Source organism: Algoriphagus sp., from assembly GCF_013373065.1.
In the GTDB taxonomy this organism is placed as follows: domain Bacteria; phylum Bacteroidota; class Bacteroidia; order Cytophagales; family Cyclobacteriaceae; genus Algoriphagus.
On the sequence record NZ_JABXIN010000013.1, the window covers coordinates 1 to 13,081 of the forward strand.

Here is a 13,081-nt window from a genome sequence, read left to right on the forward strand (position 1 = left end):
CGTCTCTCGCTCAGATCAAGCCCTTGAAAAAAGGGCTTTCTTGTTTCAAGTCACAAGTAGCTCAGGCATATGCCGGAGTGAAGCCGGGATGGTGGAATTGGTAGACACGCAAGACTTAAAATCTTGTGCCCATTTGGGCGTGCGGGTTCAAGTCCCGCTCCTGGTACAGAAGCCTCGCAGCAATGCGGGGCTTTTTGTATTAAAAGTCGTTGGTTTCGTAATCGCGAGTGAAACGAAGCGATCTCAATTTTGATTTAAAATAAATCAAGGAAGATTGCTTCACTCCGTTCGCAATGACGAAAATTTTTGAGAGAGCCTCTTAAATTTTTTTGGGTTTGGCAATTATTTTTCAATAATTCCTTTTAAATCAGCTGGAGAATAGTTGACCGATTTTAAGGTCTTATGATCTCCTTCTCTAAAGACCAAATACAAATCGCCCTCTTTTTCATAAAAACAAGGAGTTCCTTTGGCTTCGTAATGTGCTACTGTTGCTTTGGCCTCCTGTTCCGTTTTACAGGCTTTGCTCATATTAGAGCGTTGAACCTCGTCAAATAGGGCTTTGAATTTTTCTCCTAGTCCAAACTCTAGGATCGCACCCGACAATACATATTGTAAATCACAGAGAGCATCAGCGATTTCTACCAAGTCCTTATTCTCAATCGCTTCCTCTAGTTCTCTCAATTCTTCAGCTAAAAGAGAAACCCTGAGATTACATCTAGTATCGGAAGGAATGGTAGGCTCTTTCAATACAGGATGTTTGAAGGTCTCATGAAACAAAGCAACGGAAGTAAGGGATTTTGGATCTTGCATAGATTAATTATTCTTTTCGAAAATCGAATTAAACAAAAAAGACCGGAAAACCCGGCCTTTTTTGCTTCGAAGTCTCGATAGTTTTACATGGATGCTGCAGCAAATCGCTCTGCTACCGTTTTCCAATTGATGATATTCCAGAATGCAGAAACATAATCCGCTCGCCTATTTTGATAATGCAGGTAATAGGCATGTTCCCAAACATCAAGACCTAAAAGTGGCGTTCCTTTGAAATCCGAAATATCCATCAATGGATTGTCTTGATTTGGGGTAGAGCCCACTGCCAATTTTTTGTCTTCTCCCACTACCAACCAAGCCCAACCTGATCCAAATCGAGTTTTGGCAGCAGTCTCGAATTGTTCGGCAAAGGTTTCAAAACTTCCAAATGATTCATTGATGGCTGCAGCAAGTGCTCCTTCCGGTCTTTCGGCGGCGTCTGGAGTCATGATTTTCCAAAACAATTCATGGTTGTAATGCCCCCCGCCATTATTGCGCATTTTAGTAGAGTATTGAGAAATTTTCCCTAAAACTTCTTCCAACGGTTTGTTGGTATCGACATTTTCCTCGCTAATTGCCGCCTCTAAATTTCTAGCATAGCCTGCAGCATGTTTTGTATAATGGATTTCCATGGTCATAGCATCGATATGAGGCTCCAACGCAGAAAAGTCAAATGCCAAAGGAGTTTGGGTAAAGCTAGTGGCTAAGATAGCCTGCGAATCACCCTTTGCATCCCCTGCACAAGCACTTAAAATGGCGGTGCCCCCCAAACTTAAAGCTAGGCCGGCTTTGCTGCTATTTGACAAAAATGCTCTTCGTGAAAGGTTGAAATTTAAATTATCCATAGGGTATTAGATTCTTAAGATGATCATACAAATGAGATGCTGAAATTAAGGATTATCTGTCGAAATTAGAATTGGAATCGGACATATAGTCTGAAACTGTGACAAGATGTTAAAGTTTATAAGGATAAAACTCTCTTGGAGAAGTTTTTGAAACAAAGCCCATAGATTCGATAGCAATGGAAATTACATTTTATAAATATCAAGGAACCGGAAATGACTTTGTCATGGTGGATGACCGTGAAGAAAAGCTGAATCTGCACGATATTTCATGGGTAAAGCAGCTTTGTGATCGCAAGTTCGGTATCGGTTCAGATGGCCTTATCGTTATTAGAAATCATCCCGATTTTGATTTTGAGATGATTTATTTCAATGCAGATGGAAGCCAAAGCATGTGTGGGAATGGGGCCCGATGTGCAGTTGCTTTTGCAGGTTTTTTGGGAATTATTCAAGGCAAGACGCATTTTCTTGCCATTGATGGGCCTCACGATTCAGTTCTCAATGACAAGCAAGTAGAATTAAAAATGGGTAAGGTTTCGGGTGTAGACCCGAAAGGGTCTGACTGTTTTGTAAATACAGGATCTCCGCATCACATTCGATTTGTTTCCGAAATCGAGAATTATCCGGTTTTTGAGGAAGGTAAGAAAATCCGTTATGCAGAGACGTATGCCCCTGCTGGTACAAATGTGAATTTTGTAAAAGCAATTTCGGATCAGGAGCTATTTGTACGCACTTATGAACGAGGGGTAGAAAATGAAACCCTTTCCTGTGGAACAGGAGTGACGGCTGCGGCTTTGGCTTTTGCCCAAGAAAAAGATGCAGGAGAGGTCAAAATTCAAACCTTAGGAGGCAACTTGTCCGTTCGATTTGAAAAAGGTCCCCAAGGTGATTTTGAGACCGTTTGGTTGATTGGACCTGCCGAGCAGGTTTTTCATGGGAAAATCAGTCTTTAATCTGTTTTTCGAATACTCATCAGGCTTTTAAAGCCAATTATCAATTCTAATAAAAAGGGCTTAATTTTAGGCCCGCAAGTAGCATAAGAAAAGAAAGATGTTAGATTTTATTGCAAAAGGAATAGCAAAAGTTTTCGGCACTAAGTCCGATCGAGATATTAAAGAGTTACTTCCCAAGGTTAAGGAAACAAATCAGATTTTTGCAGGATTAGCCAAATTAAGTGACGAAGAACTCCGAGCCCAGACTTCCGAAATCAAAGATAAAGTAAATGCTTATTTGAAGGATTATGATGAAAAAATCGAAAGCCTTCGCTCTGAGGTAGAATCCTTGCCTGCCGATGCCATTCACCAAAAGGACCAACTGTTTTCCCAAATCGAAGAAATCGAAAAAAACAGGGACAAAGCTCTCGAGGAAGTATTGGAGCAGGTAATGCCGCAAGCATTTGCAGTAGTGAAAGAAACTGCCCGTCGTTTCAAAGAGAACGGTAAACTAGTGGTGAATGCCACCATTAAAGATAAAGAACTAGCTGCCCGAAAGCCGAATGTGGAAATTGACGGCGAACAAGCCATTTGGCACAATCGCTGGGAGGCTGCCGGAAGCGAGGTCGTATGGGATATGGTCCATTATGACGTGCAGTTGATTGGGGGTATGGTATTACACTCTGGTAAAATTGCCGAGATGGCGACAGGAGAAGGTAAAACATTGGTATCTACTCTTCCTGCTTACCTTAATGCACTTGCTGGACGAGGTGTACACATCGTAACGGTCAATGATTACCTAGCGAAGCGTGATTCCGAATGGAATGCGCCACTTTTTGAATTTCATGGCCTTTCTGTGGATTGTATTGATAAATACCAACCCAATTCCCTGGGAAGAAAGAAAGCCTACCAATGCGATATTGTTTATGGTACCAATAACGAATTTGGTTTTGACTACCTCCGGGATAATATGGCCCGGGATGCTTCGGATTTGGTACAAGGAAAGCATCACTTTGCCATGGTTGATGAGGTGGACTCTGTATTAATTGACGATGCTAGAACGCCATTGATTATTTCTGGGCCTGTTCCACGAGGAGATGTGCATGAGTTTGAACAAATGAAACCTCGTGTGTCCACCTTGGTAGATGAACAGCGGAAGTTGGTTCAGGGATTTTTGACAACAGCAAAAAGACAAATTGCTGAAGGTGATGAAAAAGAAGGTGGTTTGGCTCTTTTCCGCGCCTATCGCGGAATGCCGAAATACAAGCCTTTGATTAAATACCTATCCGAGCCAGGCATTCGGGTGATTTTGCAAAAAACCGAAAACTACTACCTGCAGGATAACAAGCGAAATATGCCGGAAGCGGATGAACCGCTACTTTTCACCATCGATGAAAAAAGTAATGTGGTGGATTTGACAGACCGGGGAATTGAAACTCTGACTTCAAAAAATGAAGATCCTAATTTCTTTATTCTTCCGGATATCGGGATGGTGATCGCCGAACTTGAGAAAGATGAATCGATAGAGGATAAAGAAAAGCTCATCCGAAAAGAAGAGGTCATCAAGGATTATAGTGTCAAGGCGCAACGTATCCACACAGTCAATCAGCTTTTGAAAGCATATTGTATGTTTGAGCGGGACACCGAGTATATCATCGTTGATGGAAAGGTGAAGATCGTCGATGAACAAACAGGGCGTGTGATGGAAGGTCGCCGTTATTCAGACGGTTTGCACCAGGCAATTGAAGCGAAGGAAAATGTGAAAGTGGAGGATGCAACGCAGACCTACGCTACCATTACACTTCAAAATTACTTCAGAATGTATCATAAGCTTGCCGGTATGACTGGTACAGCGGAAACGGAAGCTGGAGAGTTTTGGGAAATCTACAAGCTTGATGTGGTAGTTATTCCTACCAATAAGCCTATTCTTCGTCAGGACAAGGAGGATAAAGTATATAAAACAGTCCGTGAGAAGTTTAATGCAGTAGTAGACGAAATCAATGAATTGGTGGCTCAGGGCAGACCGGTATTGGTGGGTACTACGTCTGTGGAAATTTCGGAGGTGCTGAGCCGAATGCTGACTTTGAAGAAAATCCCTCATCAAGTATTGAATGCGAAGCAACATGCCCGGGAAGCGGAAGTTGTTGCGGAAGCTGGAAAGCCAGGTACCGTGACCATTGCAACGAACATGGCAGGTCGTGGTACAGATATCAAACTTACAGCTGAATCCAGAGCAGCAGGTGGACTAGCCATCATTGGTACAGAACGCCATGAATCACGTCGAGTAGACCGACAGCTACGAGGTCGATCCGGTCGTCAGGGTGATGTGGGATCATCTCAATTCTTTGTGTCTTTGGAAGATTCCTTGATGCGTCTTTTTGGTTCCGATAGAATCGCCAAACTGATGGATCGAATGGGGCTGGAAGAAGGAGAAGTGATCCAGCACAGCATGATTACCAAATCAATTGAACGTGCGCAGCGTAAGGTTGAGGAAAACAACTTCGGTACCCGAAAGCGTCTACTTGAATATGATGACGTGATGAACTCTCAGCGGGAAGTGGTTTATCGCCGTCGTCGAAATGCCCTGAAAGGGGAGCGATTGGAGTTGGATATTCTGAACATCATGTATGATGTAGCAGAAAGCATCATCGAAATGGCCAAATCAACCGAAGATGCGGAAAACCTTCGAATGAATATTTTCACTTCGCTTGGTTTGGATTATCAAATCTCAGATGGGGATTTGAAATCCAAAGATGCAGGGGTATTGACTCAGGAATTGTACGAAGCCGCATTTAAAAATTATCAGCAGAAAAATCAGCGAATTCTTCAAACAGCCTTGCCAGTTCTTCAGCGAGTTCAGGATGAGCGAGGTGCTACTGTAAAAGACATCATGGTGCCAATTTCTGATGGAATTAAGCAGATTGGTGTGGTAGTGAATTTGGAAAAAATGCTTGAGTCCGAAGGCCGGGAATTAATCCGTTCGCTAGAGAAAAGCGTAACCCTGGCGATCATCGACCAAAACTGGAAAGAGCACCTTCGGGACATGGATGATTTGAAGCAGTCGGTACAAAATGCGGTTTATGAGCAAAAGGATCCTTTGTTGATCTATAAATTCGAAGCTTTTGAAATGTTCAAACGTTTCATTGGCAAATTGAATGAGGATATGATTTCCTTCCTTACCAGAGCGGAATTACCGAAGCAGGATCCTGCCCAAGTGCAACAAGCTCAGGCACCGCGTACTTCTGAACCAAATGTTCAGGCATCGAAGGCGGAGGCTGGAAGTACCCTCAATCCGGGAGCGAATCGAGCTGCAGCAGCAGCTGCTACCGCAGGAAGACCTGCCCCTCAGGTTGTTGCTCCTCGAAAATCTGAAAAAACCTACGGTAGAAATGATCGCATTTCTGTACAATACAATGATGGCTCCACCAAAAAAGACGTCAAGTTCAAAAGTGTGGAACAGGATATCCATGAAGGAAAGTGTGTAATTATTGAAGATTAAGAAATGCGTAGAATCTGGATATTGGCGTTCGTAATTCTTGGTTTTTCTTGCACTTCTAGCAAGACTGTGGTCAGTAGTGCAGAAAGCTTTGCAAACTATCAGGAGGATTTGAGTTCAAGTCTTCCTTCCTATCCGGATTATAAAGAACAATTAGAAGCGATTCCTGCTATTCCACTCGAAGAATCTCCTCAGGCCATTGATTCCAAACTAGCAGAATTAGGCCGTCTGGAATACGAAAAAAACACATCTGAGCCATATTTTAACGGGTTTAGAGTATTAGTGTATTCTGGATTGAACAGGGATGAAGCCTTCAAAACACAGGAGGAAATGGCCGAGGCTTTTCCCGAAATTAATGCAGAGATGCAATACGAGCAGCCTCGGTATCTTCTCAAAGTCGGAAGATATGGATATAAAGTGGAGGCCCTGAAAGTACTTTATGAAATCAAAAGTCTCTTCCCATCAGCAAGGATAATCAGAGATCGCATTCAACGTAAGGACTTTACCTTACCAAGCCAAACAAACAATGCTGAAGGAGAAAATTAAGTCCCTAGCCCAATCGTATAAAGAAGAAGTCATTTCCAATAGACGTCATCTTCATGCGAATCCGGAGCTTTCCTACAAGGAGTTTCAAACCGCTCAATTTGTAAAAGAAAAACTCCAGGAAATCGGTATTAACCAAATCGAATCCAAAGCCGATACCGGATGGACGGCCTTGATTGAAGGGGAAAACCCTACAAAAAAGGTCATTGCGCTTCGAGCGGATATGGATGCACTTCCGATTGTTGAGGCTAACGAAGTTCCCTATAAATCTCAAAATCCGGGAGTCATGCATGCTTGTGGGCATGATGCTCATACGGCTTCTTTATTAGGTGCTGCCAAGATTTTGTATGAAGTTCGGGATCAATTTGAAGGAACAATAAAATTGTTGTTTCAGCCGGGAGAAGAGGTGGCCCCGGGGGGAGCCTCATTCATGATCCGTGATGGAGCTCTTCAAAACCCCAAACCATCCGGAATTATTGGCCAGCATGTGATGCCTTTCATTCCTGCTGGAAAAGTAGGCTTTCGTCAAGGAATCTACATGGCCAGTGCGGATGAACTGTATCTCACTGTAAAAGGAAAAGGAGGTCATGGTGCCATGCCGGAAACCTTGATTGATCCGGTTTTGATTGCTTCGCATCTCATCGTCGCATTACAACAAGTGGTAAGCCGTGCAGCCAACCCTAAAATTCCTTCTGTTCTATCTTTTGGCCGAGTGGAGGCTTTGGGCGCAACCAATGTGATCCCGAATGAGGTTAAAATTCAGGGTACTTTCCGGACTTTGAATGAAGAATGGAGAGCAGCTGCCCATCAGAAAATGTTGCAGATCGCACATGGATTGGTAGAAGGGATGGGAGGAAAATTGGATTTTGAAATCCGGAAAGGGTATCCATTTCTCCAAAATGACCCGGAATTGACTGCAAGAGCAACAGACGCTGCCAAAGAGTATTTAGGGGAAGAAAATGTCTTGGATTTGGATATTTGGATGGCTGCTGAGGACTTTGCTTATTACTCCCAGGAAATCAATGGATGTTTTTATCGGCTTGGAACCCGCAATGAAGCAAAAGGAATTGTTTCGGGAGTTCATACACCGACATTTGATATTGATGAGGATGCCTTAGAAATAGGAGCCGGATTGATGGCCTGGTTGGCAGTTTCAGAATTACAGCAAGCATAATACTTGGATAACCTATTTATAAAACTCTGCTCCTAGTTTTGTGAGTAAATGATCACCTATGAAAGCATTTAAACAGTTTTTACTATCCTTGATCCTTACCTTATTTGTTTCACAGGCTTTTGCTTGGGGCCAATTGGGTCATTATTTAATCGGATACATGGCCGAAAAGCAGATGAAGAAATCTGTTCTCAAAAAAGTAGAAAAAGTTTTGGACCCCATGTCCTTGGGAAGAAGTGGAACCTGGATGGATGAGATTCGATCAGATCGAGCCTATGATTATGCGACCACTTGGCATTATCTCACCAGCAAAAATGGTGAATATGATCCAACTATTCAGGAAAAAACTGGAGATGCGTACGAGGCGATCAATCGACTGAAAAGTGAATTGAAAGCTGGCGGCCTATCTGCTAAAGAAGAATCTGAGAAGCTCAAAATGCTCATTCATATGGTGGAGGATATCCATCAGCCACTTCATGTGGGTACAGGAGAGGACCGAGGAGGTAATGATGTGAAAATCGAGTTTTTTGGACAACCCACCAACCTTCATGCTTTGTGGGATAGTGGAATGATTGATCGGCAGGGCATGAGCTATTCTGAATTGGGTGATGAACTCTTTCGAAGAATCACGCCGGAACTTCAGGCAAAATATCGGTCTGCGTCCATGGAAGATTGGCTAAAAGAAGCAGTAAGTTTACGTGGAGATGTTTACAACTTGCCGGAAAGCCGCCGAATCAGCTATGCTTATATGTATGAGAATTTTCACATCGCGGAGGAGCGAATGATTGCAGCAAGCGTTCGGCTAGCTCAGATTTTGGAAGAGATTTACGAATAACTTCTTTTTCTATAAGATTTTGACCGGTAGATGTTTAGCGCTACCGGTCATTTTTTTTACATTGAATTCAGTTTCTTAAATAGGATTTGTTTAACTGAATTTTAGTGGGGTATGGCGATCAAATTGGCTATTGCTGAAGACAATTCATTTTTATTAAAAGCGGTCAAAGAGAAAATTTCCTTTTATCCAGAATTGAATCTGAAATTCCATGCTTTCAATGGCGAGGAATTATTGAAAAAATTGGAGGAAGACTCGAATGTCCAATTGATTTTAATGGATATCGAAATGCCAAAATGGATGGGATAACCGCTGTATCCGAAGTAACGCGGCGCTATCCTCAAATCAAGACAATCATGTTGACTGTTTTTGATAATGATGAAAATATTTTCAAAGCCATCCAAGCGGGAGCGAGTGGGTATTTTCTCAAGGAAGTTTCTCCTCTAGAGTTATTTCAAGGAATTTTGGACACTCTCGACGGCGGTGCGGCCAGGTCCCCAAGTATTGCTTTGAAAACACTAAAACTTCTTCGGAATCCACCCCAGTTTGAAGAACCTAAAGAGGAAATTTCCCTTACAAATCGGGAGACAGAAATTTTGGAGCAAATCGCAAAAGGGTTGAGCTACAATCAAATTGGTGAAAATTTATTCATTTCACCCAAGACGGTTCGAAAGCACATTGAGAATATTTACAGTAAACTCCAAGTGCACAATAAGATGGAGGCCGTTCAGAAAGCCATTAAAAATCGGATCATTGAAGGATGATTAAAGATTCCGAATTCTCCATTCCTTTGGGTAGTAGTTATTGACACGGTTACCGAGGTTTTTTACCCATCCCAGCGGGAGCTTTTGATAAGTCAAAAGCACCCATCCTACTTTTTCCAGTGTCAATTCAAGATCATTTTTTCTCAAAAATTCCAATGCCTCATTCTCAGAAATTTCTTGGTTTGAAAAGTCTTTTTTAGGCAAAATGGATACAGCCCAATCATGAGAAGGAATCCATTCCTCTTTCTGTTTTTTGCCGATTTCAGTTCCAAAATATCGGATATTTAAACTTTGGAGAATTTGCTCAAAATGAGTTTTCCACATACTTGGAAACCGAAAATAGGAATCGTTTAAAAGGTAATATTGGCTGTTTTCAAAGCCCAATTCTTCATCTAAAGTCTGGCAGGTTTTTTCATCCACCATCTTCAAAAATGGATGCTTAAAGTCTTTTTTCTTTTTAGGCTCCTGATTGTAGGCATCATTGGGTCGCTTCAAAACTGAAATGAAAAATCCTTCACCCGGCACCCGATGTGGATAAAAACGGTATCCAAAAAATGTTCCTTCCTCCGTTGGAATGGAAGATTCTTCAATTTTCCACTTTGGGTCTAATTCCATCCGAACAGGTTCGTAAGCAAACTCTGAAACTAGAAAGCGTATCATTTCTTCATTTTCCTGCTCATTGAAGGTGCAGGTACTGTAAATGAGATAACCGCCTCCTTTTACCAAGCCGCCAACTTGATCCAAAATTCGCTGTTGCCGTCCTGCACATAGCTTGACGTGGTCAGGACTCCATTCATTTCGGGCTTCAGGATCTTTCCGAAACATTCCTTCACCTGAGCAGGGAGCATCAATCAAAACCAGATCAAAAAATCCTTCTAGTTCTTGAAAATGTGCCGGATCGTTATTGGTGACTATGGTATTTCCCAAACCCCATTTGATCAAATTCTCCTTTAAAATCTGATTTCTGCTTTGGATAACTTCATTGGCAACCAAAAGGCCTTCCTGCGCGAGGTAAGTAGAAAGAAGGGTGGATTTTCCTCCGGGTGCAGCCGCCAAATCCAAAAAGATTCCTTTCGGAACTTGAAGCTGGCGGAGGATCTCCGAAATAAACATGGATGAAGCTTCCTGGACATAGTATGCCCCCGCATGAAAAAGAGGATCCAAGGTAAATCCTGGCCGTTTCTTTAAGGTAAACCCATTCGAGGACCATGGAATAGGGTTTCCTTCAAAAGGGCAAGTCGAAATTTTGAAAGGGTTTAGCCGGATGCTCGTTAAAGAATCTTCCTGTAGGGCCATTTCAAACTCCTGATATTCTACCTCTCCCAGTAGAAGATTCATTCGCTTTTGAAATTCCGGATGAATAGTTATCTCGCTCATGGCTTCCAAGATTCTTCGACTTAAAATTGGGGCTTTTTTCTGAATTGCCTGTTTCGATCTTCTCTGGAAATATCTAACTTCCTGCAAATCAAATTCTTGGTATGGAAATCTTTTTAAAAATCTTGATTGGTACTATTGCCCTGCTTCATATCTTCTTTTTTTGGATGGAAAGTGTGGCTTGGACTACACTGGGTCGTAAGGTTTTTGGTGGGAAAAAGGATTTTTTCCAAACCACTAAATCACTTGCAGCTAACCAAGGCCTTTATAATGGATTCTTGGCTGCAGGCTTGCTATGGTCAATCTGGTCAAAAAATCCAGAGGTTTCAGGTCCTGTTTCTCATTTTTTTCTGGCCTGTGTGGCTATTGCAGGAATTTTTGGTGCCCTTACCGTCAGTAAAAAGATTTTTTGGGTACAAGCTTTTCCTGCTATTTTGGGATTAATTCTTCTTCATTTGCAGTAAACAAGCTATTCGATATGAAACTGTATAAAACCGCTCTAGGCACTCTTTTGTGTGATTCAGATCAAAATTATTTAGGCCCAAACTATAACTGGGATCAGTTATTGGCTAAGGAAAATTTAAAGGAATATCTAAAGTCAGTAATTAAAAATTGGGAAAAGATATCCTCTGATCGGGCCCGAGAAATTCAAGAATCGGGCTTGATGGCACCCATGGGAAATCAAGAAATATGGGCAGCGGGAGTTACTTACTATCGAAGCCGAACAGCTCGAATGGAAGAATCCAAGGATGCAGGTGGTGCTGACTTTTATGATAAGGTTTATGCAGCAGACCGCCCCGAGCTATTTTTCAAAGCAACCGCCTCAAGAGTTTCTAATCCTGGAGAGGCAGTGAATATCCGCCAGGATTCTACATGGGATGTACCAGAACCTGAGTTGACGCTGTTGATTTCGCCATCGGGAAAAATTCAGGGTTTCACGATAGGGAATGATATGAGTAGTCGGAGCATTGAAGGAGAAAACCCGCTCTATTTGCCTCAAGCGAAGGTTTACCAAGGCTGTGCATCCATTGGTCCTTGCCTTCTGATTCAAGATGAGTTGGATCCATCTACAGCCATTGAGCTAGTGATTGAACGTAACGGGAAGCAAGTTGCAAGCGGAAAAACTGATTTGACACAATTAAAACGTAAACCACAGGAATTAGCGGACTGGTTGTTTCGCGCAAACACATTTCCTAATGGATGTTTTTTAATGACAGGTACTGGAATTGTTCCGGATGATTTTACCCTACAAGCAGCTGACTTGGTAAAAATTAGTATTTCGGGAATTGGTACGTTGACCAATGCGGTGGAAAAAATATAAAAAACAGTAGCGAATTCCAGATGCTATGCGTTAAAGAATTCGTGAACCAATAAAATACCATGAAAAAAGTATTCGGCACCTTCTTCATAATTCTAGTAATTTTTTCCTGTCAAGATGAAACTGATCCCATTCATCCGGTTTTCGATCGGGACTGGGTTTTTTCAGGCTATCAAAGTAGCTGGTCACCCGATCCAACCTTTTACCCGATTTCAGACTCCTTATATACTTATCGGTTCAATTCCAATGGGGATTTTTCAAAAATCATAGGATCGTATACATTGACCGGTACTTTTGAGATTGAGGATGATCAGGTAAATGAGCGTGAATATTTGCTCTTGGAATATGATGAAGACTCTTATCAATTGCACCGAAACTCCAACGGTTTTCCTTTGATTCACTCTTGTAATGCAGGAATCGAAACATTATTTTTTGAAGACCCTGAAACCCTTTTTGGTTCTTGGAGCGCCTGTGATGGACCGGTTTTGTTTTTTACCAGAAAATAAAAAGCATTCCCAAATTCAAATGTTGTTTCATTTCCTGAGGCAGCTTTTTTTAATTTGCTTCATGAGCGAATTCTTCCAGAAAAAACTTAGTCTTCCTCCATTTCCTAGTGGATATCATTTAATCACTGATTTAGTGGAGGAAGGAATTCCCGAAATCCGGCAGATTCAGACGGGGTTTTTGCAGGTTTTTATTCAGCATACCTCAGCGGCTTTGACTATTAATGAAAATGCTGATCCAACCGTTAGAAAAGACTTCCAAACCTTTGTAAATGAGTTAATTCCAGAAAATTATCCACGCTTTATCCACACGTATGAAGGGCCGGATGATATGCCTGCGCACATTAAAGCCAGTTTTTTTGATTCCAGCCTTCAAATTCCCATTTCCGGTGGAAAACTTGCGCTTGGCATTTGGCAAGGGATTTATCTCTGTGAATTTCGAAGATATGCCTCCCCTAGAAGCTTGATTTTGACCGCTTTTGGGACTGTTAATAAATGA

General features: G+C 42.0%; 14 protein-coding genes and 1 tRNA gene. 12 read left to right on the top strand and 3 right to left on the bottom strand.

What is annotated here, in order from left to right; translation table 11 throughout:
* Positions 1–82: 82 nt before the first annotated feature.
* A tRNA-Leu gene (locus tag HWE15_RS08890) sits at positions 83–166 on the top strand.
* A 176-nt stretch (positions 167–342) separates the two neighbouring features.
* Here the strand turns inward: HWE15_RS08890 and HWE15_RS08895 are convergent.
* Positions 343–810, bottom strand: a complete 468-nt coding sequence (locus HWE15_RS08895) for a nucleoside triphosphate pyrophosphohydrolase family protein (RefSeq protein ID WP_290507170.1) — start codon at positions 808–810, stop codon at positions 343–345.
* A gap of 83 nt (positions 811–893) precedes the next feature.
* On the bottom strand, positions 894–1,652 hold the full coding sequence (locus tag HWE15_RS08900; protein WP_290507171.1) for a superoxide dismutase: 759 nt from the start codon (positions 1,650–1,652) through the stop codon (positions 894–896).
* Positions 1,653–1,828: 176 nt separating this feature from the next.
* On the opposite strand from HWE15_RS08900, the gene dapF reads away from it, so the two are divergent.
* The 7 genes from dapF to HWE15_RS08935 all read left to right on the top strand — a co-directional run bounded on the left by dapF (position 1,829) and on the right by HWE15_RS08935 (position 9,387).
* Entirely contained in the window at positions 1,829–2,602 is a 774-nt protein-coding gene (dapF, locus tag HWE15_RS08905; protein WP_290507172.1) for a diaminopimelate epimerase, read from the top strand.
* Between the two features lie 97 nt (positions 2,603–2,699).
* Complete coding sequence (gene secA, locus HWE15_RS08910; RefSeq protein ID WP_290507173.1) at positions 2,700–6,080, top strand: preprotein translocase subunit SecA; 3,381 nt, start codon at positions 2,700–2,702, stop codon at positions 6,078–6,080.
* A gap of 3 nt (positions 6,081–6,083) precedes the next feature.
* Positions 6,084–6,623, top strand: coding sequence for a hypothetical protein (locus HWE15_RS08915; RefSeq protein WP_290507174.1), 540 nt, complete (start codon positions 6,084–6,086; stop codon positions 6,621–6,623).
* Positions 6,604–7,794 (top strand): M20 family metallopeptidase, encoded by a 1,191-nt coding sequence (locus HWE15_RS08920; protein WP_290507175.1) that lies wholly within the window; start codon positions 6,604–6,606, stop codon positions 7,792–7,794. Before HWE15_RS08915 ends, HWE15_RS08920 begins: the two co-directional genes overlap by 20 nt.
* A 58-nt stretch (positions 7,795–7,852) precedes the next feature.
* Positions 7,853–8,626, top strand: a complete 774-nt coding sequence (locus HWE15_RS08925) for a S1/P1 nuclease (RefSeq protein WP_290507176.1) — start codon at positions 7,853–7,855, stop codon at positions 8,624–8,626.
* A 111-nt stretch (positions 8,627–8,737) separates the two neighbouring features.
* Positions 8,738–8,932, top strand: a complete 195-nt coding sequence (locus tag HWE15_RS08930) for a hypothetical protein (protein WP_290507177.1) — start codon at positions 8,738–8,740, stop codon at positions 8,930–8,932.
* Positions 8,920–9,387, top strand: coding sequence for a response regulator transcription factor (locus HWE15_RS08935; protein ID WP_290507178.1), 468 nt, complete (start codon positions 8,920–8,922; stop codon positions 9,385–9,387). The genes HWE15_RS08930 and HWE15_RS08935 overlap by 13 nt, the downstream gene beginning before the upstream one ends.
* Here HWE15_RS08935 and HWE15_RS08940 read toward each other — a convergent pair whose 3' ends face one another.
* Positions 9,388–10,764 carry a tRNA/rRNA cytosine-C5-methylase gene (locus tag HWE15_RS08940; RefSeq protein WP_290507179.1) on the bottom strand — a complete coding sequence of 459 codons (1,377 nt, stop codon included), beginning with the start codon at positions 10,762–10,764 and terminating at the stop codon, positions 9,388–9,390.
* A 101-nt stretch (positions 10,765–10,865) separates the two neighbouring features.
* On the opposite strand from HWE15_RS08940, the gene HWE15_RS08945 reads away from it, so the two are divergent.
* From HWE15_RS08945 to HWE15_RS08960, 4 genes are all read left to right on the top strand, one after another.
* Positions 10,866–11,225, top strand: coding sequence for a DUF1304 domain-containing protein (locus tag HWE15_RS08945; RefSeq protein ID WP_290507180.1), 360 nt, complete (start codon positions 10,866–10,868; stop codon positions 11,223–11,225).
* 14 nt (positions 11,226–11,239) lie between these two features.
* Positions 11,240–12,082: a fumarylacetoacetate hydrolase family protein gene (locus tag HWE15_RS08950; protein ID WP_290507181.1), complete on the top strand. Its 843-nt coding sequence runs from the start codon at positions 11,240–11,242 to the stop codon at positions 12,080–12,082.
* A 59-nt stretch (positions 12,083–12,141) separates the two neighbouring features.
* Positions 12,142–12,585, top strand: a complete 444-nt coding sequence (locus tag HWE15_RS08955) for a hypothetical protein (RefSeq protein WP_290507182.1) — start codon at positions 12,142–12,144, stop codon at positions 12,583–12,585.
* A 61-nt stretch (positions 12,586–12,646) separates the two neighbouring features.
* Positions 12,647–13,081, top strand: coding sequence for a secondary thiamine-phosphate synthase enzyme YjbQ (locus tag HWE15_RS08960; RefSeq protein ID WP_290507183.1), 435 nt, complete (start codon positions 12,647–12,649; stop codon positions 13,079–13,081).

Bases quoted from the DNA above. Each gene is read 5' to 3' on its own strand.
- HWE15_RS08895 (WP_290507170.1), bottom strand. From the start codon at position 810: ATGCAAGATCCAAAATCCCTTACTTCCGTTGCTTTGTTTCATGAGACC.
- HWE15_RS08900 (WP_290507171.1), bottom strand. From the start codon at position 1,652: ATGGATAATTTAAATTTCAACCTTTCACGAAGAGCATTTTTGTCAAAT.
- dapF (WP_290507172.1), top strand. From the start codon at position 1,829: ATGGAAATTACATTTTATAAATATCAAGGAACCGGAAATGACTTTGTC.
- secA (WP_290507173.1), top strand. From the start codon at position 2,700: ATGTTAGATTTTATTGCAAAAGGAATAGCAAAAGTTTTCGGCACTAAG.
- HWE15_RS08915 (WP_290507174.1), top strand. From the start codon at position 6,084: ATGCGTAGAATCTGGATATTGGCGTTCGTAATTCTTGGTTTTTCTTGC.
- HWE15_RS08920 (WP_290507175.1), top strand. From the start codon at position 6,604: ATGCTGAAGGAGAAAATTAAGTCCCTAGCCCAATCGTATAAAGAAGAA.
- HWE15_RS08925 (WP_290507176.1), top strand. From the start codon at position 7,853: ATGAAAGCATTTAAACAGTTTTTACTATCCTTGATCCTTACCTTATTT.
- HWE15_RS08930 (WP_290507177.1), top strand. From the start codon at position 8,738: ATGGCGATCAAATTGGCTATTGCTGAAGACAATTCATTTTTATTAAAA.
- HWE15_RS08935 (WP_290507178.1), top strand. From the start codon at position 8,920: ATGGATGGGATAACCGCTGTATCCGAAGTAACGCGGCGCTATCCTCAA.
- HWE15_RS08940 (WP_290507179.1), bottom strand. From the start codon at position 10,764: ATGAGCGAGATAACTATTCATCCGGAATTTCAAAAGCGAATGAATCTT.
- HWE15_RS08945 (WP_290507180.1), top strand. From the start codon at position 10,866: ATGGAAATCTTTTTAAAAATCTTGATTGGTACTATTGCCCTGCTTCAT.
- HWE15_RS08950 (WP_290507181.1), top strand. From the start codon at position 11,240: ATGAAACTGTATAAAACCGCTCTAGGCACTCTTTTGTGTGATTCAGAT.
- HWE15_RS08955 (WP_290507182.1), top strand. From the start codon at position 12,142: ATGAAAAAAGTATTCGGCACCTTCTTCATAATTCTAGTAATTTTTTCC.
- HWE15_RS08960 (WP_290507183.1), top strand. From the start codon at position 12,647: ATGAGCGAATTCTTCCAGAAAAAACTTAGTCTTCCTCCATTTCCTAGT.